General features: G+C 67.7%; 16 protein-coding genes. 5 read left to right on the top strand and 11 right to left on the bottom strand.

The features are described from left to right. From MJ797_RS15240 to MJ797_RS15205, 8 genes are all read right to left on the bottom strand, one after another. Positions 1 to 265, bottom strand: a 265-nt coding sequence (locus MJ797_RS15240) for a hypothetical protein (protein WP_239335340.1), incomplete at its 3' end; no start/stop codon positions are given. Continuing rightward, positions 262 to 903 (bottom strand): hypothetical protein, encoded by a 642-nt coding sequence (locus tag MJ797_RS15235; protein ID WP_239335338.1) that lies wholly within the window; start codon positions 901 to 903, stop codon positions 262 to 264. The genes MJ797_RS15235 and MJ797_RS15240, both read right to left, overlap by 4 nt. 145 nt (positions 904 to 1,048) lie before the next feature. Further along, positions 1,049 to 2,713 carry a methyltransferase domain-containing protein gene (locus MJ797_RS15230; protein WP_239335336.1) on the bottom strand — a complete coding sequence of 555 codons (1,665 nt, stop codon included), beginning with the start codon at positions 2,711 to 2,713 and terminating at the stop codon, positions 1,049 to 1,051. 140 nt (positions 2,714 to 2,853) lie between these two features. Next, a complete protein-coding gene (locus MJ797_RS15225; RefSeq protein WP_239312445.1) occupies positions 2,854 to 3,297 on the bottom strand; it encodes a hypothetical protein in 444 nt (147 codons plus the stop codon). 221 nt (positions 3,298 to 3,518) lie between these two features. Continuing rightward, positions 3,519 to 4,907, bottom strand: a complete 1,389-nt coding sequence (locus MJ797_RS15220; RefSeq protein WP_239312443.1) for an ATP-binding protein — start codon at positions 4,905 to 4,907, stop codon at positions 3,519 to 3,521. Beyond that, a complete protein-coding gene (locus MJ797_RS15215) occupies positions 4,904 to 6,493 on the bottom strand; it encodes an SCO6880 family protein (RefSeq protein WP_239335334.1) in 1,590 nt (529 codons plus the stop codon). The genes MJ797_RS15220 and MJ797_RS15215 overlap by 4 nt, the downstream gene beginning before the upstream one ends. Beyond that, complete coding sequence (locus MJ797_RS15210) at positions 6,490 to 7,857, bottom strand: aminoglycoside adenyltransferase (protein ID WP_239335332.1); 1,368 nt, start codon at positions 7,855 to 7,857, stop codon at positions 6,490 to 6,492. The genes MJ797_RS15215 and MJ797_RS15210 overlap by 4 nt, the downstream gene beginning before the upstream one ends. 82 nt (positions 7,858 to 7,939) lie before the next feature. Next, positions 7,940 to 8,272, bottom strand: a complete 333-nt coding sequence (locus MJ797_RS15205) for a hypothetical protein (RefSeq protein WP_239335330.1) — start codon at positions 8,270 to 8,272, stop codon at positions 7,940 to 7,942. 578 nt (positions 8,273 to 8,850) lie between these two features. On the opposite strand from MJ797_RS15205, the gene MJ797_RS15200 reads away from it, so the two are divergent. From MJ797_RS15200 to MJ797_RS15185, 4 genes are all read left to right on the top strand, one after another. Beyond that, positions 8,851 to 9,678 (top strand): trans-aconitate 2-methyltransferase, encoded by an 828-nt coding sequence (locus MJ797_RS15200; RefSeq protein WP_239335328.1) that lies wholly within the window; start codon positions 8,851 to 8,853, stop codon positions 9,676 to 9,678. After that, positions 9,675 to 10,181, top strand: coding sequence for an RpiB/LacA/LacB family sugar-phosphate isomerase (locus MJ797_RS15195; RefSeq protein WP_239335326.1), 507 nt, complete (start codon positions 9,675 to 9,677; stop codon positions 10,179 to 10,181). The genes MJ797_RS15200 and MJ797_RS15195 overlap by 4 nt, the downstream gene beginning before the upstream one ends. Further along, complete coding sequence (locus tag MJ797_RS15190) at positions 10,178 to 10,843, top strand: sugar phosphate isomerase/epimerase (protein WP_239309748.1); 666 nt, start codon at positions 10,178 to 10,180, stop codon at positions 10,841 to 10,843. Before MJ797_RS15195 ends, MJ797_RS15190 begins: the two co-directional genes overlap by 4 nt. 398 nt (positions 10,844 to 11,241) lie before the next feature. Continuing rightward, complete coding sequence (locus MJ797_RS15185; RefSeq protein WP_239309749.1) at positions 11,242 to 11,967, top strand: NUDIX domain-containing protein; 726 nt, start codon at positions 11,242 to 11,244, stop codon at positions 11,965 to 11,967. A 215-nt stretch (positions 11,968 to 12,182) separates the two neighbouring features. On the opposite strand, the gene MJ797_RS15180 is transcribed toward MJ797_RS15185, so the two are convergent. Next, the gene (locus tag MJ797_RS15180; protein ID WP_239309750.1) at positions 12,183 to 12,371 is read right to left on the bottom strand and encodes a hypothetical protein; all 189 of its coding nucleotides are present in this window, start codon (positions 12,369 to 12,371) and stop codon (positions 12,183 to 12,185) included. 16 nt (positions 12,372 to 12,387) lie between these two features. Between MJ797_RS15180 and MJ797_RS15175 the strand changes: the two genes are divergently transcribed. After that, positions 12,388 to 12,531: a hypothetical protein gene (locus MJ797_RS15175; RefSeq protein WP_239309751.1), complete on the top strand. Its 144-nt coding sequence runs from the start codon at positions 12,388 to 12,390 to the stop codon at positions 12,529 to 12,531. 535 nt (positions 12,532 to 13,066) lie between these two features. Here the strand turns inward: MJ797_RS15175 and MJ797_RS15170 are convergent. Then, on the bottom strand, positions 13,067 to 13,492 hold the full coding sequence (locus tag MJ797_RS15170) for an N-acetyltransferase (protein ID WP_239335324.1): 426 nt from the start codon (positions 13,490 to 13,492) through the stop codon (positions 13,067 to 13,069). Between the two features lie 31 nt (positions 13,493 to 13,523). Beyond that, on the bottom strand, positions 13,524 to 16,676 hold the full coding sequence (locus MJ797_RS15165) for an orotidine 5'-phosphate decarboxylase / HUMPS family protein (protein ID WP_239335322.1): 3,153 nt from the start codon (positions 16,674 to 16,676) through the stop codon (positions 13,524 to 13,526). Positions 16,677 to 16,875: the final 199 nt, after the last annotated feature.

Below are 16,875 nucleotides of genomic sequence, written 5' to 3'. Positions count from 1 at the left end.
GGCGGCGACCACTTAGCCGGATTCCCGCTCCTGTCGGTTTCGGCGATGCGGCGTTGCGAGCCTGCTCCTCGGCCCGTCGCACTCGGCCCTCGGCGTCCCGCCGTAGGAGGATCTGTCTCCAGGTGATGGCGTAGAAGGCGGCCAGTACGACGGTGCCGACGAACCATGCCCGCCACTGCCAGCGGACCGCGATCTCCACCGCGACGGACGCGACCAGTAGGCTCGTGATCAGTGCCGCCGGTCCACTTCTGGCTCGTTTCCTCATTCTTGCGCTCCTGACCAGTCAACGACGGACGGCGGTGCTGATGTCGGCGGTCGGCGGTCGGCGCCGCGGATCCGCAGGTGTTGTTCGATCCGGGCTTGGATCTGACACCGGACCTCACGGCCGTCCCGGACCTCGGGGTTTTCCGAGTCGTACGGCCAGGCCGCAAGGTGCCAGTGGAGCTGGCTGAGCAGGTCGAGTCGCCCTCGGCAGAAGTCGATCATTCGGCCGAGGAGCTCGACTGCCCGGACGTCATCGCCGTTCGCGCCGCTCACGGCGACGTCCAGCCAACCGTTCACCCGAACTGCCAGGTCATCGGGAGAGTCGGTGTCGAGGGAGGCTCGGAATCCGTCGTCCAACGCCGCGTCGAACGCGGTGTCTCCCGCTTCCAGGTCTTGCAGGGTGAGGAATGCAAGTCGCAGTAGGTTGAGTGCTTTTTCGATCAGGTCGAACGCATTGGCCCGGCGCGTTCCCCACTCGCTGTACGCGGCGACCAGACGGGCACGGTGGTTCCGGCCCAGGTCGACAGCCCAGGTGGCGGTCGTCGGCGAGTGGTAGACCGGCACGGGGCGGATGCCCAGGAGGTCACCGATGAACTCCCCGATGTCCGCAGCGGGAATCCAGGGTGCCCCGAGCTGCACACCGATCTCCTCCGGAACCAGGTCTTTCGGTAGAACGCCTTCGAGTGCGGTGACGTTACGCAACCATCGGGGGTCGGACTCGGCGGTTTCCCGCGCGACGGCTAGTTTTCGCCGGATATTACCGGAAAGATAGGTTGCCGCCGTCTCAAGATGCCCTCCGTGTTCTGGGTTCTGGAAGGCGAGGTTGCTCAGCTTCTCGAGCGCGGCCGACTCGCTGACGCCGAGCAGCCCCGCGATCCGGCTGAGATCGGCTCGTCCTTCGGTGGCAAGGCAGATGGACAGCGCCTCCGCGGCGGTCTCCGCGCCCGTTGGCGTGCGGAACGGCGCCACTACCCGCTCTGTGAAGATCGCGGCTTTGTTGACGTCGCCGCTGGCCCGGTCCACGGTCTCCAAGGCGGCGAGCAACGGCCACCCGGAGTCGCGGAGGATGCGCGGCGGGACCCCGCGGCACCCGGCTGACCCTCTCGACTTCGTCGCCGTCGGGTTCGCCGCTTTCGATGACCGCGTCCGCGAGCGCGCCGAACCGCGTGCGGTAAGCGTCGTTCAGCCGGCGCAGGGCGGCTGTCCAGGCGACGGTGTCGGCGGGATCGTCCGATGCCTGCGCCGACAGCACGAGTCGTGCGGTGTCCCGAAGTTCCACCAGGACTTGCAGCTCGGCGGCTTCGGCGCGGTTGCGGGTCCGCACGGGCTGGCTCGTCCCACCTGCGCCTGTGACCATCAGTTTGCCGTTGACGATGGTTAGGCCTCCGTCGTCGAGATCGGCCGCGGGTGCCGTGCGTGTCGCTGGTTCGGGAGCCCGCGGGGACCAGCCTTGACCGGCGAGCAATGCGGAGTCCCGGATGACTCCTGCCTGCTCTGCCAGACGTTCTTTCCAGTCGTCGGTGGCGACGACCGCGGTCACGGTGGCCGAGTACGGGCCGCCGACGCCCAGCCGCCCGAGGACCGCCTCGGGCCTGTCGACGAAGTAACGGTTGATCCGTACGGTGTCCGGATGGCCTGGGGTGATGCTTTCCGCGGGGAGGTCGACCTCGACGGTGTCTTCCCAGGTGAACAGCGCGGGTTCGGCATCGGACGGCCGGCGGCGTAGCACGAGGATGTCGGTGACGACGTCGGTTCCGGCCGCCGCGGCATGAGCCTTCGATGGCAGCCGGATCGCCCCGAGCAGGTCCGCCCGTTGCTGAATGTCGCGGCGGGCCGCTGGATTACGCGCGTCCATGGTGAACGACGAGGTGATCGCGATCAGGATGCCGCCGGGTTTCAACAGGTCCAGTGATTTGATCGCGAAATGGTTGTGGATGGAACGCCGTGCCGGGTTGTGGACCGGGTCGAACACGGGATAGTTCCCGAACGGGAAGTTGCCCACCACCGCGTCGAAGCTGCTCATAGGCAGCCGCGTGTCCTCGAACCCCTGCATCCGGATGTCGGCGTCGGGGTACAGCGCGGCGGCGATCCGGGCTGTGGTCGGGTCGACCTCGACGCCGATAATGTCGATCGGGAGGTTCGGGGCAAGGCCGATGAAGTTACCCGAGCCGCACCCGGGTTCGAGGACGCGCCCTCCGGTGAAGCCAAGTCCTTCGAGTAGGTCCCAGCAGACCCGCACCAGGGCCGCGTCGGTGTAGTGTGCGTTCAGCGTGGACGCTTGGGCGGCACGCCAGGCGTCGGCATCGCGGAGCGCGGCACGTTCGGCGGACCACTGCTCATTCGCCTCGTCGAACACCCCGGGCAGCGCTCCCCACCCCGACCATCGCGCCAGCGTCACTTGCTCGGCCGGGCTTGACGCTCGACCCTCGTCCTCCAGCCAGCGCAGCATCCGCAGGGCGGCGAGGTTCGCCTTTGCCTTGCTCTTCAGTCCACGAGGTGCAAGGTTGTCCTGCGATCGCGGGCGGAACTGCTCCGGATGATCAGCTTGGGCCGGGGACGCCCGCCCGCCCGGTTGTGCGGCGTCTTTCGCTACCTGTCGCGACGCGGTTGAGCCGGCCGGGGAAACGGCTCCGGCGTCGCCGGGTCCGCCGGGTACATCATCGGCAGCAGCCGGAGCTGCATCGACCAGTAGTCCTCGTCGGACGCCAGCATCCTGACCAGAACGCGCTCCAGTTTCTCCGCCGGAACCGCCAGCAAGATCTCGTCCTCGACGTAGAACTCCTCGTCGTCGTCCGGTTCGACCGTCGTCGGGTCCGTCCGCAGAACCTCGGCTCGGTTGAGCTTGCGGCAGATCGTCGCCGCCGCGTCGTCCAACGCCTGCGGGCCGTGCGGATCGGACGCCAGCCTGGCCGCCGTCGCCGGGGCGTGCCGGGTCATCCAGTCCTCGACTGTCCGGCGTATCCGGGACGGGTTCGGCTCGGTCTGGCTCGTCGGGCCGGTCTGGCTCGGCGGGTCGTACCTGCGCTCGGGCATCGCTGAGATCCTCTCGGGGGATTTCGACCGCCGCGGTCGGACGAGGAGCATCGGCATTGGTCTTGCCGGGTGTCGGAGCGTGCGCGGTCGATGGTTCCGGCGACTCGGGGGTCGGGACGTCGGCAGGCGGCACATCAGGTGTGGCGCTGGGAGGACCGGCAAACGTGTCGGTGTCGAAGAGCGACTGCTGCCCGGGGATGACCGCCGGGGCGCGTCTACCCCTACGTGCCATCGTAGCCGTCCGGATGCACCCCGCGCTGGCGTTGGGCATCCGGATGACCGCGCATGGCCTGGTCGGTGTCGGCTAGAGTCCATTCCCACGGTGCGATGACGTGGTCGACGAGTGCGGTCCGCGAACCGATCTTCCACAGGGCCTGGAACGGGGCGAACTGCTTGAGGAGCGCCGATTCCGTGCTGGTCAGGCCCATGTCGCTGAGCAGCCGGGCAACCTGCTCGGGGTTCTGGTGGAGGAACACCCGGACGCTGGTGGTGTTCAGCAGCCCTTCGGCGATCCTGCCCTGGGCCTTGTCGCTGTCGACCTGGGAGGCCAGGTCGGCGATGGCATGGGTGATGAGGATGTTCGCGGTGCCGAACTGACGGCCGAGGCGCCACTGGTCCTGGAGATAGCGAACGATCGCGAGGTCGTCGAGAGCGATCCAGCCCTCGTCGATGATGTTGAGTTTGTGTCGGTCGGGTTGCCCGTACATGGCTCCGGCAAGCCAGCCGGACGCGGCGGTGAGGACGAGTTTCAGCGCGCGGCGGTTGGTGAGGAGCGCGGACAGGTCGAGGACGATCCCGCCGGTGTGTTCCCAGTCGAGTTCGACGCTGGTCGGACCGTCGCACATCCCACGCAGGTCCTGGTCGACCAACATCGCGCAGGCATCCAGGAGCGGGCGGCGTCGTTCGGCGAGCTCGTCCACCGTGGTGTCGAGCGCGTCGGCCATAGCCGTGTCCGGCCGGGCGAGAACATCACGCAGATCGACCAACGTCGGTGTGCCGCCGTGCCGCCCGGCCTCGGAGATACGGCGGACGGCGACCGCGATCAGGCGTTGCTGGCCAGCGGACAGTTCCGCCTGCCTGAGCGAGATCGCGAGCAGAGTGGTGGCCACAGCCGTCCGATGACTGAGTGCATCGGTCTCGGGCAGCCGGGTGGCGGCCGGGCCGGGGTCGAGGGGATTGACCCGTAGGTTGCCGCCGGGACGCAGTTGCAGGGCCGCCCAGCCGAGAGCGCGGGCGAGGGGTATCCACTCGCCCTTCGGGTCGATGACGGCGACGAACCGTGTCGGGCCGGCGAGGACCGCGGTGCGGTAGACGTAGGACTTCACCAGCGCGGACTTGCCGTAGGCGCCGGCGCCGGAGACAACCATGTTCGGGCCCTGGACGAGACCGGCGTCGTACGCCTCGACCAGGTCGAAGAAGAACCCGCCGCCGGTGAGCCTGTCCCGACCGAGGAACGCCCCGGCGACGCCGAGACCGGCCTCGATCACGAACGGGTAGATCGCGCACAGATGAGCGGTGGTCGCCACGCCACGCGGAAGCGCCAGACCGGACCGCCTACCGACCGTGGACGCCAGGCGGGAGCGCCGGCGGGGTGCCGACGGGCGGGTCATGCCCGGCCTTCCAGGAGCGCCTGACCGGGGGCACGTCCCAGGGGAAGGGCCGCGGCGAAGGCGGCATCATGCCGGCCGTGCAGCGGACGTAGCTCGGTGACCCCGCACTGGGCGGCAAGGTCGATCATTGTGTTGCTGGCTTCGTCCAACTCCTCGCGTGAGGGCGCGGCCACGTCGATCAGAGCCAGATAGCCGTACTCGGGGAAACCGGCCGCCAGTTCGGTTTCCCGCTGGTCGACCTGGGCGTGTGCCCGGGTCAGGTGGACAGGGACGCGGAAGGCGTGCCGTTCCCGGATCGCGACCTGGCCGTCGATCGTCACCGACTCGGCGTTGATTCGCCGCCGCGACGCGCGAAGCGACACAGGCTCCAGCACGACCGTGACTGCGCGAACACACGGAGCGTGGAGCAGGAGCGGGTCCAGCCAATCCGGTTCCAGACCGAGAGCGGGCCACCGCGTGATCCAGAACACCCGATGCCACGTGCTGTCCACCCGCACTGCGGTCCAGCGGATCTCCATCGACAGCGGCCCGGCGTGCGTGGTGGCCAGCACGCTGGACATCCCGGCATGCTCGGCCAGACCACGCCGGACATGGGCGAGGGTCGCCACGACCGATGGATCGGCCTGCACCCGCATCGCTTCGGCGATCTCCACTGGAGACAGCGGCGCGCTGACGACCAGGCCTGCCGCGCGTGCACGGTCGGTCAGTGCCCGTGCGGCGGCGAGCGTGGCGTCCGGTGGGGTCCCCATTCGCCGGCCGATCCGTCGGCGATCGAGGGTTATCCATACTCGTAGGTCGTGGCGGTGCAGGTGTGTGGCCTGTTCGTCGAGAAGCTGGCGGTATGCCGCTTCCGCGGCGTCCAGCGCGGATGATCGGATGCGGGCGTCGTTGAAGGAACTCATGGGGGAGTGCTCCGCGGTCCGCTCGTCAAGCCATGACAGGTGTTCCGACAGGGGTGCCGGAGCGGACCACAGCGACCAGCCGAGCCGGACCAGCGGTGAGGACTCGCGGGCGAACTGTGACAGCAGCTGCGCCCAACCCGCCAGCCGTTGGTGCTGGTCGGCGGGGTCGAGCAAGGAGAACGATCCGCCTCGCACCGCCAGGATCGCGGTCCAGGTCCCTGAGCGTTCGTCCCGGACAAGGCCGACAGGGTCCAGGCGTCGGTCTCCGTCCGCCCAGGCCGGGCGTGGCACCGCGGCGATGTCCATCCCTGCCAGGCAGCGCGGCAGAGCCGCCGCCGATTGCCGCTTTGTTCGGGCATGCGCCGGACTGCCGGTGAGGAGTGGCAGCGGTAGCGGCGCGAGCCAGCGATGCCGCCCGGTCAGGCGGTGCACGGCAAACACCACGGCATCCGGAAGCGCCGCGTGCAGGCGCCGCCCGCCGGCCGGAACGAACGCCAACGCCGCGCAGCCGCCGGCGACCCCGAGACCGGTGGCAAGACCCCGTGGCGAATGCGTGGACACTGAGACGACCACCGCGCCAAGACCCGTCGCGACCAGGAGAAGTTGTGGAACGGTCAGACCGAACAGCACCCCACCGGCCTGTCTGTCCACGAGCCGGTACACCGGCAGACGTGAGCCACTCATGGTCGATCACCGTCCGCTTCTTGATCGTCAGCGGCGCCGGCCGGATGGATCCGGCGGCGGCCTGGTCGCTGAGAGCGGTCACCTTGTCCTGGCGTACGGGTACTGGGGCGTGGGCCTGCACGAGGTGGCGTCCAGGGCTCCGCACCACCCCCAGGGCCGCCAGCCGGAGACGGCGTGGGCGTGCCGACTGGTTCCGCGGTGCCCGCCGCCGGTGGACCGGGCGGCCCAGGTGACCGAGGCCCGCCGTCCGTCGGTGATCCGGGACCACCGGCGGTGCCCGCGGTTGTAGCAGCGGCGGATCGCGGACGCGGCCGCGCGGAAGACCCCGTTGTTCCCGGCAACGATCGCGGCGGACCCATACGGCCAGCCGACGACGGTCCCGGCGTTGGTGGCCTATCGCCGCTCGTACCGCCGCCACCGCCCGTACCGCGGCCGCCGCCGGAGGGTCCGCGACCGCGTACTCCGCCCAGGAGCGCCTGACCCCAGTACGCGGTTTGCACGGCCTGCATCGCCGCCCGCATCGGCGCCCGGGACAAGCCCTGTGCGAGCACATAGCCTTCGGCGGCCGGGATCAATTTCCACACTACGAACGGAGCACACGCGGTCAGCATGATGACGGTGAATCCAACAATCAGCTTCCCCCATCCGGAGGTACCAAGCGGAGAGCCTTTCTCCTGCACGAGCAGGAAATCCAGACCGACCCGCAGCGCGATGTACATCGCCGGTTTCGCGAGAATGATCGCAATTATCGTTTCGACTGCTTTGCGTGCAGTTGGCCGTGCCGCCGGCATCGTGATACCAGCGAACGATAGCGTAGAAAGCGCGACAACCAGATAGACGAGGTCGTTACGAACAACCAGCTCCAGATAGATCAGTACCGTCGCGGTGAACGCTGCCACAGCTATCAGTAGCTGCGCGGGTCCACTACCCGTGCCTTTAATATTGTTGACGGCGGACACCGTCAGAATACGGGTCGCGGTATCGGTCGAGGGCAGTATCCAACTACAAAGAACATCGGCGAGCGTCAGCAACTGATCGACCAGCCAGGGGAAACCAATGATCGCCAACACTGCGAGCGGGATGTCACGAAGAACCCGAACCAGCGCCTGCCCCGGTTCTCCCGAGAGCAATCCCTGTATCACGCCCAGGAACGTGAAACCGGCGAGCAGCAGGACACTCATCGAGGCGACAACCGTGTAGGTGCCACCAGCACCGATGAACTCGGTTGCGGTCACATGCGGACGCGTCGTCTCCTTGAAGAAATCTCCGATGATGAGACCGATAGCATCCAGGAGGCTCCTGACGAACCAGCCGACCACCGCGTTGGCGAACGTCTCCGCACCCCAGCTGGTGACGACGCGCATCAAGCCCTCGCCCGGATAATCGGGTTGACGTACCGCGGCGCCGCGGCGTGCCAGGCCACCACCGCAATCAACAGGACGCGACTCACTTCACAAGCCAGTTGATGATTCCGGGCGCGAGAATGACGATGATTGCGCCACCGCCGCCACCGAGAACGAGTGGGACGCCACGGTTGCCCTGCGCTGATCCGATCATTTTCCCGAGACTCATGATGGCTCCGCCCAGGATGATCGCTGCAAGGCAGCAGTACAAGCCGGCCTGCGAAAGGAAGTCGAGCAACATCTGGACCTTGTCTTTGCCGGGTGCGGTACCCCAGGTTGGATCAACTTTGATTTCGTCCGGCGCACCCGGCGCTACCGTTGATGTCGTAGTTGGTATTGAGGTCGGAATTGGCTCGGCGCTTGCTGGAATCGCCAACGCGAGTGTCCATGTTGCCGTGGCGATGAACCCCGCTAGTGCGCGGTGACGGCGACCCAAGCGTGGCCGGGCCGTCTTCTGAGCTTCGGGTAGGTTCGGCGGTCGGTCCACGAAAGCCCTCCATCATGTCGGCTATCAGGCCATCCGACTCTCTGAGTCCCTGCGCTCCATATATCGGAAGATCGAATGGGAGATCATGTGCGTGCGAGCCCAGACTTGCAGGGTGAGTGATCGAAAAAATGCGGAGAGTGCCGTCGCCGGCACAGTGTCGACTGAGCGAACTTCTCGCGTACGTACGCGAACGGCTTGCCTGCAAACGAGAGTCGATCACACAGCGACGCGGCGTATTCGCTCTGGCAGGCGCGTTCGGCCACCGGGATTCTCTGGATTGCCGCATAGCTGTTGACGCTGCCGCGTCGCGCGTTACACGGCCTACGTCATTGCCGGTGTGCGGCTGTGTGTTTCAACTCCGAGGAGGTTCTCGTGTCGTCCATTGATGCGCTGGGCAAGGCCCGTTCGAGTCTCATTGGCTGGCATCCGGGCGGTGAGATGATCCGGACCGCGGCGGGGAGCGGCCAGTGACCGCAGTGAAGTTTAGTTGTCTTCCGGACTCGGCTGAGATCGACCCACGGCGTGTGGCCGAAGCGAATCATCGGCTGTTCGAGACATCAGCCGCTTTTTACGACGCGCAGTTCACCGGCCGCCGTGCCGAGGCCGATTTCTATGTGGCCGCCGCGGTTGGTTTCGGTGGGCCGGTGGTCGAGGTCGGCTGCGGCACCGGGCAGATCCTCGCGCCGATCGTCGCAGCGGGGATACCTGCTACTGGGGTAGATCACAGTGGGGCGATGCTCGCCGCCGCCTGGGAACGGTGCAGCGGCCAGGTAGGGCTGGTGCATGCCGACCTACGGCGTGCACCTGACACCCTGCCGCCGGTTCGACAGGTGCTGTTCACCTCCGGGGTCCTCCAGTACGCCCTTGAGGATCAAGCTGGAGTCCTGTCCGGTTATGCGGCCCGCTTGACCGACGGAGGTCGGCTGCTGATCGATGTGAAGGCGTTCTGGGACGATCCGACCTACCGCACCGCGCTGGACATGCCGATCACCATCCCGCAGCAGATTTACCCCCACCCGGATGGCTCGGTGACGGTCGCGACCACGATCAGCATTGACCGCACCAGGCAGGTTGTCACCGAACGGGTCCGGCACACCGTCATCAGCCCGGACCGGACCCTGCTGGAAGATGCCGAGTACATCCACATCATGCGGTCCTACAACCTGCCGGAGCTCTTGCTCATCGCAGAATTGGCCGGACTACGGGTTGTTGAGGTCCGTACCCGGTACAGCGAATCTGCCGGTTCACCGGAAGCCGTGGTCGGCGCCCGTTACATCCTGGACATACGCCCATGAGCACACTTCGCCAGTCCGGCCGCGCTGGACAGCCGGACCAGGCACTGCGGATCGCGGTCGGTTCGGACAAGGTGACCACGGTGGCCGGTCTCGTCGTGCGATACCTGGACGAGGCTGGTCACCACGTCAGCTATCTGCCACCGCCGCTGCCTTCCGGCGACGGCTGGACGCCACAGGCCGACGGCTGGGTGACCGTCGCCGTCGACGTCGGCGAGGCGGTCAGTAACGGCCATGCCGATATCGGGGTCCTGCTGTCCTTTACCGGCACCGGCGTGTCGATTGCCGCGAACAAGATTCCCGGGGTGCGGGCGGCGCTGTGCGTGGACGCGGTCACCGCCGCGGCCGCCCGGCGGTGGAACGACGCGAACGTCTGCGTGCTGTCCTACCGTCTGGCCACCTCGACCACCGCCGCGGAAATCCTGGATGCCTTCCTGATCACCGAGCCGGAACCGGCCACGTCAGTGGGGGTCGCGGCGCTCGCCGCGCTGGAGGCTTCACGATGATCCCGTCGTTGTCGTTACGGGGCCTTGGATATCCCGACGATGATCCGCTGGCTGTCACCCGGATGGCGGTCACCGCCGGATTCGCGGGTGTGCACCTGCACCTCCACCGGACCCCACCAGACGATCGCGCTCGTCTTGCGCGGCTCGTCGACCGCCATCAGCTCACTGTCACCTGGGTCTACCCGACGGATGATCTCTTTTTCGTCGACGCGGCCACGCGGCACAGCGCGTTGGCCACGTTCACCACCACCGCCGCGTACAGCGCCTGGCTGGGGGTGGCCGTGGTCTCCTCCTGGCTACCAGCCGAAATGATTTCGATGGGGGTGCGTCGGCACGTCCTACCGGGAGCGCTCGCGAACCTCGTCGATCTCGCCGGCGCGGCCGGGCTGGCGTTCGGTATCGAGCACATCCATCCACCGATCACAGCGTGGCGTGCCCATGGAGGCCCGACCGGCAGCCTCACGGACCTTCTCGAGCTGCTGTCCGTGCTCGGCCCGACCGCCGGACTGGTCGCCGACAGCGCCCACCTCACTGCCGCGGGCGTTCTTGACGATCCGGCGCCCACCGCCGGCACCGGGGCCGAGGACTGGGCGGGCCGGGTCGTCGACGTGCAACTGGCCGACCCGGCACCGGCCGGGCAACCGGAAGACGCACGGCGCTGACCCAGCACGACCGGCCGCATCGAGCACGCCCGGTTGCGCAACCGGCTCGCCGACGTCGGCTATCGCGGACCGGTGATGGTGGAAGCATCTGCCGGTCCCGGAGTTGCACCCGCCAATGCCGCGCTTCAGGCCAGAACCTTCCTCGACACCCTGCTGACCACCCGTCTTGATCATCTGGGGTGCAAGAGCGTCGCCGACGGTGGTGGCGTGTGCACGTCTGACACCGACGATCCTCGCGGGGTGGGCAGGAGACACGCCGATCCACTCCGCGGGTGGCGACCGAGGGCGCGGTAGCGTCGCGAGCGCTTCGGTTCTCGTCCACACGCCAGCTGCGCCGGCTGAGGTGATCGGTGTTCGGCTGATGTCGGTGGTCTCGACTGGCCCTTGGGAGGTTCGCGGTGCCGCTGCTCGATGACGAGCCCCGATCGATCATCAAAGATCTGGTGGCACGAGTCTTGCCGTACGACCGTCAGGAGGCCGACGACCAGGCGGAGATCCTTCGGTGGGTGGGTTCGGGGGCGCCGCTGTTTCGTGTGCGGTCTCTGGCCGTGCCGCCCCGGCATCTGGCTGTGTACTTTGCCTTGCTTACGAGCTCACAGGCACCACAGACCGACCGGCTTACCAGGCAACCAGACCATTTTCCCTGCAACCGAGGGGGCCAGCGAAGCGGCCAGGGCACCTTGCTTGACGAGGACCGCCGTACCCTGATGCTTGTTGATCATATTAAGGCGGGGTGCTGGTTGCTGCCCGGCGGCCACGTCGATGACGGTGAGGATCCCTGTCAAACCGTGGTACGGGAGGCGGCCGAGGAGCTGGGGATCATCGCACGGTTCCATGCCAGGCTCGGCGGTGGTGAGCCGTTCTTCCTGACGGTGACGCAGACCCGGGGAGCTCACAGCCATACCGATGTGACGTTGTGGTTCGTTTTGGCGGCCGACGCCGGTGAGGCGATGCGTCCTGACCCTCGCGAGTGCCGTGGGGTGGGGTGGTTCGGGCTCGATGAGCCGATCCGGTGGGACACCGCCAGCTTTGATCCACAGATGCACCGTTTCATCGCGAAACTGAGTACGGCGTTGGACGGCGTCCATCTGGCGAGTGGCGCACCGCTGCCGCGATCTTCTTAGGCAGGGTGCCAGCGACTCACGTGCTGGGGGCGATCGTCGAAGCGTCGCGGTCGTGTTCGGGACACGTTTCCCGAAGACCTCGTCTTCCAGGGCGGTACGGGTGGGTGCACTGATCTGCCAGGCCGTCCCCCACGCCGAGGTAACGGGACCCGGGTGGGCCGACACCAGCGACGAATCCCGTGAGATCGTCCGCGAAGGCGCACGAATGCAGGAATCTACGCCCAGGCCCTCGTCTCGTTGAACGCTTCCTTGCGGCGGAGGGCGTCGGCGAGGTTGATGTCGAGCCGGTTCGCGATGGCGCACACGAAGATCAGGAGATCGGCGAGTTCCTCGTCAACCGTGCCGACGAGCGATCCGGTGGCGGTGCCCAGGTTCGCACGCTTGCGGATGGAGAAGGTCGGCACGGACGAGGTGATCTCAGTGATTCGACCGGACAACATCCCGTCGATTCGGGTCGCCGAGCGGCTCGGGGAGACGTTCCAGCGGACGGAGCACCTCCATGGTGCCGACAAGTCCGTCTACGCCGTCACTCGGGAGACGTGGGCGGCGCGGACCGGCGACTGACCCTTGATCAGGGGGCAGCCGGTTGCTCCCTGATCAAGGCGGGTTCGTAAGACACGATTCATGATCCATCGCTACCGACGGCTACACGGTCTCGGGCTGAGAGCTGACCTTGCCGGACCGGTCATCAAGGGGCAACTCTCGGGCGGCACGGGAGGCCAGGACCGGTGGACACGGCGCTCTGCCTCTGCCTCCGACACCCCGCCACGGGCGGTCGGGACTCCGTCCGCGGCGGGGTGTCGGGCGATCGCGGACATCAGCTGAACGGCAGCGCGAGCGTCAACGATCCGGGCGACGACGTCGGTGGGTAGGGCCTGGGGCGCGCAGGCACCGCCATACACTCCTGAGATGGGCGTCGACACCGCTCTACCGTTCGCCTTCCAGCACTTCGAGAACAGCTCTGGGCGTGACGAGCCGGGGCTGCTGATCGGAAGGTCGCGACTGGCCAGGCGGTCTGACAGCACGAAGTCTTCGGCCGGTAGCAGGTGCCTGGCGGGCAGCGGCAGGCAGTCGGTTTTGGCGGCACCGTGGACACCAGTTACCCCAAGTTCAGCGCGTAGACCGCGCGGTCCTTGCCGGGCCCTTTGAAATCCCTGGTCACGGACACTTCGTCGACGAGGATGTCCCCGTCGAGGTTGACGAATCCCATGGAGGTCCAGGCCGCATGGGCCGCTGTGTTCTCGGGTTCCGAGGTGAGGTAAAGCTGTGCGCAGCCCCATTCGGTCGCCCGGTTCCGCACGGCTGTCAGCAGCTTTCTGGCGACCCCGCGCCCGCGGTGGTCGGGATGGGTGACGACGTCCTGGACGTAGACGTCGGACGGGTCGTCCTGGCTGCGGAACGCGATGACGGCGCCCGCGACCTGGTCACCGACAAGGCCGACCGGGCACGACGAGGAGAACAACCGAGCATAAAGCCAGTAGTCGGAACCGGTACGTACTCGAACGTAGGGAGCGCCCAATTCCATAAGGTGCTGCACCTGCGGAATCAGGTCCTGTCTAAGCGCCGCGACTATCATCGAGCTCCTCTCCGCTGGTCCCGTGTACCAAGGCTGCGAGGCTTTTGGCCGCGGTGTCCGGGTGCACCGCTTCCGTGACGCTCCGGCCGACGATCAGGATGTCCCAGTCGGCGCTCTCGACGACCGCGAAGTCGGTCGCGCTGAAGCCCCCGGACACCGCCACCGGCAGGCTGCTCCAGCCACGTACCGCCCGTGCAGTCGCGAGCGGGTGCCGGCTTCCGACACCCAGGTCGATGTTGGTCGTGACGGCGAAGCCGTCGACCCCGGCGCGTTCCATGTCGCGAATCCACTCTTGGCAGGCGCGGGTCGGCGGGACGTCGAGGAGAATCGGCACGCCGAGCCGCCGGCCGGCGTCAACCGCGGCGGAGACGCTGGCGGAGGTCGCGGGCCCGATGAGGAACACCACGTCCGCGCCGGCCTCGGCAGCTAGGACGACCTGGTCCCGCCCCCAGTCCGCGGACATCATTTCAGCGACGACGGCGACGTCCGGCACCTCACGTTTGACGTGCTCGACCGCGGCGACACCAACTTCCTTGATCAGCGGGTCGCCGACTTCGAGGAAGCCGATCCCCGCTGCCGCGGCGGCTCTCGCGACGGCCACAGCCTCGTCCAGGTCGTGGAGGTCCAGGGCGACCTGGACCGACCGCTTACCGCGCAGCCGCCGATAGGTCTCCCGCCGTGAGGGTGCGTCCAGCGGGAACGGTCGACGCGCGACGTCCGCGCCGCTACCCGCGAGCGCGTCGGCTTCGTGGCGGACGAGCCAGTTCGGGCTTTCCCGTCCCTCGGCAACGAGCCGCCGCTTGACCTCGCCCGGCAGCTGACTCCAGCCGGTGTGTATCTCTCGGAGCAACGCGAACAGGGCCTGTTCTCTGGCCCTGGACGAGCTGTCGGTGCTCGGTTGGCCGTGCAGGAGCCGGAGTCGTTCGACGAGGGGTGCGATGTGGGCGGGGCAGCGACGCCAGCGGTGGTCCACGACGAGCAGGCTGATCGCGGTGTCGGCGAGGAGCTTCGTGGTGGCCGGGTCGGATAGCAGTCCGTGTAGGAGACGTTCCCGGACGTGCCAGTTGTCGTCGCGTAACAGTGCCGCGAGATGGCGGCCGGCGTCGCCGGGACGCGCCTGTCCCACGGTCAGCGCCGCGGCGGCGCGCACTTTGTAGTCCCTGTCGTCGATCAGCCTGCCCATGAGGGACTGCGGCGCGGCCGAGTGCGGTGCGTGGTCGTCGCCGAGCCCTTCCGCGAGCGCGGCCCGGACGCGCCAGTCCGGGTGCCCGAGCAGGCCGTCGAGTGCTGCCGTCAGGTCGGGGTCGTCGCCACGGAAGAGGACGAAGTGCCTCGCGAAGAACGTGGCTACCTCGGCCTGGTCGATGTTGGCCGACGCGAGGAGCCGGCGCACGCAGTCGCGGTCGAGGGTGCGCTCGACCGCTTCCGCCGCGTCAGCCCAGATCGTGGAGCCGAACCTGCATAGCAGGCCTACGAACCACGGGTAGTAGTCGTCGCCGAGCACGCCCACAACCGCCGGAATCGCGAGCAGCGACCGCGCGAGTTCCAGGGCCGTGTCCTGGGTGCACCGTCGGGCGCAGGTGCGGAGCACCTCGTCGGTGGCGAACCCGGCCCCGCCGCCGACGAGTTTCAACATCAGCGGGAGCGTCGTGCCGACGGTAACGGTCGGCGACAGGGCGACGGAGGCGACCAGGTCGCGGGCGGAGGTGTCGAGGCAGTACACGACGAGCTCGAAGACGTTTCGCGCCGTCGCCGAGGTGGCCGCCTTGACAGCCAGGTCGTTGAACGCCCCCACCGTAGCGACGGATCGTCCCCGTGCCTCCAGGAGGCTCGCTATCCGCGTCGCGAGGAAGTACTCGCCTACGACGTCGTGGCCGAACTCGGGTTCGCCGATGGGCGAGAGCCGTAGGAGCGGCGGCGTGGCGGTACGGAGGGTGTCGACATCGGGCTGGGCCGCCGGGCGCCGTTCGCCGTACTTAGCGAGCCGGGTGGGGACGAGATCGGGGGCCTGCTCCTCGGCCAGGTTCGACAGCACCCGCACCGCACGGTCCACGTCCTGGCCAGATGCGCGAAGAATTGCTTTCACGCAGTGGTCCAAAAGCCGGTAGGCGTTGACCGCGCCGGGTGACGTCCCGTTGTCGGCGGCCTTGACCAGCTGCATGTAGAGGGGCAGGCGCACGAGGTGCTGTATCGAGGGCGGCAGTGCCATGAACGACGGGTCGCCGGGCACGCGGGAGTCGTCCCACGCTTGCTGTGCCTCAGCATGCTCCCACGGTGCCATCCGGTACGAGGCCCCGCACCCCGGCGCGCCGGGGGGCTCGAAGACCGACGCGGTGAGAACAGGGTAGGCGGCCACGTCCGTTTCGGGTGGCGTCCTGACGACCAGCAGGAACCGCACCAGGTCGTGCGTGACCTGCCTGAGTACGCCGTCCACCTGGCGGGCGACGTGGCTGAACTGCGTTTGGTGCTTCATACCGTCGACCACGACCAGAAGAGGCCGGCGCAAGGCGGCACCTTCTCGTTCCAGGGTCAGCAGCGGGTCGTCTCCTCGTGGGATCGAGGCGTACCGCAAGATCTCGGTGGCCAGGTCGAGCTGCGTCGGGTCGTGCCACGAGTCGGCGGTGTGAAGTTGGACGTCGGCCTGGTCTGCGAATTCCTCCGCGAGGAAGTACGTCAACCGGGTTTTGCCGCATCCAGGCGGCCCTTTGACCAGGAAAACGCGTGACGGCGACCGCAGGAAACCGTGTAGCCGGTCGGCCGCGGAAGGCGGCGGCAGGTAGATCATGCGTGAGCTTTCCGCCGGCTCCACAGCCTGCAGGAGAGCGCTCGTCCGAGACGACGAACGGGGGCCCAGCGTCGCCCGGATGGCCGGCGGCGCACCGCGAGGGCCACCACGCTGACTCGACGCGGACGGAGAAAGTTCGTCCGAGTCGGAAGAAGTCTCTGAGGGCATGCCGCCGGCCGCGAGCGTCGTCTCGAATCGTAACTGGACGTCGACCGATGCTCGCGCCAGCTCCGTGTCGAGTATTTGCTGCGTTTGATAGCGGAGCCGGGCGTCGCTCCCACGCCTTTCCCAGCTGGACACCGCGGAGTCGTTGACACCCAGCCGCGCGGCGAACTCGCGCACACTCATGCGCTGCGCCTCGCGGAGTGCCCGAGCCTCTCGGCCGGACCATCGCACGACCGTGGCCATCAACATGCCTCTCAGATCATGTCACGCCGCGTCGCGACTCCGATTTGCCAGCGTAGCGGCCTATGGCAGGAGCAGCGAGCTGAAACTCGGGCAAGACTAGGACAGCGCCTCGTTCCTCTGCCTTATCGGTGCTGCCAGG

The organism is Protofrankia sp. CiP3 (assembly GCF_917627345.1).
In the GTDB taxonomy this organism is placed as follows: Bacteria; Actinomycetota; Actinomycetes; order Frankiales; family Frankiaceae; genus Protofrankia.
The sequence above is the reverse complement of the archived record's forward strand: the minus strand, read 5'-3'. Positions and strand labels throughout refer to the sequence as shown.

Bases quoted from the DNA above. Each gene is read 5' to 3' on its own strand.
- MJ797_RS15230 (WP_239335336.1), bottom strand. From the start codon at position 2,713: ATGCTGCGCTGGCTGGAGGACGAGGGTCGAGCGTCAAGCCCGGCCGAG.
- MJ797_RS15225 (WP_239312445.1), bottom strand. From the start codon at position 3,297: ATGCCCGAGCGCAGGTACGACCCGCCGAGCCAGACCGGCCCGACGAGC.
- MJ797_RS15220 (WP_239312443.1), bottom strand. From the start codon at position 4,907: ATGACCCGCCCGTCGGCACCCCGCCGGCGCTCCCGCCTGGCGTCCACG.
- MJ797_RS15215 (WP_239335334.1), bottom strand. From the start codon at position 6,493: ATGAGTGGCTCACGTCTGCCGGTGTACCGGCTCGTGGACAGACAGGCC.
- MJ797_RS15210 (WP_239335332.1), bottom strand. From the start codon at position 7,857: ATGCGCGTCGTCACCAGCTGGGGTGCGGAGACGTTCGCCAACGCGGTG.
- MJ797_RS15195 (WP_239335326.1), top strand. From the start codon at position 9,675: ATGAGCACACTTCGCCAGTCCGGCCGCGCTGGACAGCCGGACCAGGCA.
- MJ797_RS15190 (WP_239309748.1), top strand. From the start codon at position 10,178: ATGATCCCGTCGTTGTCGTTACGGGGCCTTGGATATCCCGACGATGAT.
- MJ797_RS15170 (WP_239335324.1), bottom strand. From the start codon at position 13,492: ATGGAATTGGGCGCTCCCTACGTTCGAGTACGTACCGGTTCCGACTAC.
- MJ797_RS15165 (WP_239335322.1), bottom strand. From the start codon at position 16,676: ATGAGTGTGCGCGAGTTCGCCGCGCGGCTGGGTGTCAACGACTCCGCG.